Here is a 1,861-nt window from a genome sequence, read left to right as displayed (position 1 = left end):
GCGTATACGGGGGCTGTAACGGGCGGATTCGTTCGAGGATTAGATAACGCCGCTGCGGAACTGATCGCCTCCAGCGTAATCGCCGGGTCGATATCGGAGGCGACGGGTGGTAAGTTTGCCAATGGAGCGGCCTATGGGGCGTTCTCTTGGGCGGTGGCGCAGGGGGCGAACTCTTTAAAAGAAGGTGGCCTATCAGATGGAGAAAATCGGGATGGCCAAAATTACAGTGCTGAGGCTGCGAAAGCGCTTGATGATCTAAATGACCGTATAGCCGACTTGAAAAATTTTAATAGCAAAGACGAAGCGTTGAAGTGGCTGCACGAAAATGCACACCCGCTTGCAGTGAACTACGATATTGAGATTGGCGCTAACATCTTCGAGGACTTTGGCAACTGGAGGATTGGCAACACTGTTTCTGACTTCGAAGCCCACTATATCTATGGAAGAACAATAATGCAGTCAAAAGCCCCCGCTAAAGGTTGGAACTGGCGTGCGAACTGGCATTCACATGCAAAAGGGGTTAGCACAGATTTTAGCGGCCAAGATAGTAACTTATACTTAAATCTGAATAGGGGACGGAGCCCCAAACTAACTTTCCATGTGTCGGTTTTTAATGGTGAAAAAAATGTTCTTCTTGATTACTAATAAAAGCGTAGTCCGATTGATGACTACACTCCTATTGGCATTCGCGTTCTCACTTTACTTTACGCAAGGAAAAGCTGATTCTGAAAATTTGGGTCCTTATCCTGTTTCGCTTGAGGAGCTGATTGCGGATGGGAGTGAATTTATAGGGAAAGAAGTGAGTGTTTCCGCTTATTTGATGATTGACAACGGTATGCATCTTTTTCCCACTATCGAAGCATTTGACGCCTTTGATTTTCATAGAAGCGTTAATATTCTAAGCAAGAATTCCAGTGAAGTTCCGGAAAAATTTTCTGGCTGTATGATTAATGTAATCGGAACAGTGAAATCACATCAGTACAAAAAGAGCATTGTCGTTCTGGACGATATTCGAGAAATCGGACGCACAGGGGCCCTCTATATCCAAGCCAAAGATAAAATGGAAAGTGAAGGTATTTCGGGAGAACCCAAATGCTTGGGGCAGGCGTTGGTGGATATATTGGCCAAGTCTCACAAGAGGTAATGGGGACAGAGGTAATTGGGGGGCAATTAGAAAGGACATCTTGAAAGCATAGGACTGCTGTTTTCCCTAGACGAGCTCGCTCGACCCTTCCCGGTATTCCGGTCCCCACGCGATCACCAAAGTCGGTGCCGTCACCTGCCAGTACGACGGCAACGGCAACCAGGCCATCGGGGGTGGTTGCACTCTGGCCTACAATAATTACGACAGACCCACCAAAATCACCACGGCCGATCACACCACTCGCTTTGTCTACAACCCGAACCGGTCTCGCTACCTGCGCACGGACGAGAGCGCGCAGGATGCCACCACCCTCACCCGCTACCTGGGCAATGTGGAGCGCATCACGCACCCGGGCGGCCGGTTGGAGATCAAGCGTCGTCTGCCCGGTGGCGCGCTGATCAGCTACACCCGCAGTGCTGACGGCCAACCGGCGGGCAAAACCACCCGCTACCTGCATATGGACCACCTGGGCTCGATCGACATCATCAGCAACGAGATCGGTCAATTGGTCGCGCGGATGAGCTTCGACCCCTGGGGCCAGCGCCGTGATCCGTTGAACTGGGGCCCATTGGTGGATAAGGCGTTAAGCGAACTCGAAACGAACATTACCGGCATCACTAAGCGCGGCTTCACCGGGCATGAGATGCTGGATGAGGTGGGTTTGATCCATATGAACGGGCGGATTTATGACCCGCGACTGGGCCGGTTTTTGCAGGC

At 51.0% G+C, this 1,861-nt stretch carries 3 protein-coding genes; all 3 read left to right on the top strand.

Annotated elements, in window-relative coordinates; all coding sequences use genetic code 11:
* Positions 1–645, top strand: a 645-nt coding sequence (locus ACQCLF_RS15895) for a hypothetical protein (RefSeq protein ID WP_426989053.1), incomplete at its 5' end; no start/stop codon positions are given.
* On the top strand, positions 626–1,144 hold the full coding sequence (locus ACQCLF_RS15890) for a hypothetical protein (RefSeq protein ID WP_426989051.1): 519 nt from the start codon (positions 626–628) through the stop codon (positions 1,142–1,144). The genes ACQCLF_RS15895 and ACQCLF_RS15890, both read left to right, overlap by 20 nt.
* A gap of 331 nt (positions 1,145–1,475) precedes the next feature.
* Positions 1,476–1,861, top strand: a 386-nt coding sequence (locus ACQCLF_RS15885; RefSeq protein ID WP_426989049.1) for an RHS repeat domain-containing protein, incomplete at its 3' end; no start/stop codon positions are given.

The sequence above is a fragment of the Marinimicrobium sp. ARAG 43.8 genome, assembly GCF_050113635.1.
GTDB lineage: Bacteria > Pseudomonadota > Gammaproteobacteria > Pseudomonadales > Cellvibrionaceae > Marinimicrobium.
Note: the sequence above shows the minus strand (reverse complement) of the source record. Positions and strands in the feature narration are given on the sequence as shown.

Excerpts from the sequence above, each read along its gene's own strand:
- ACQCLF_RS15890 (WP_426989051.1), top strand. The coding sequence starts at position 626 with ATGTTCTTCTTGATTACTAATAAAAGCGTAGTCCGATTGATGACTACA.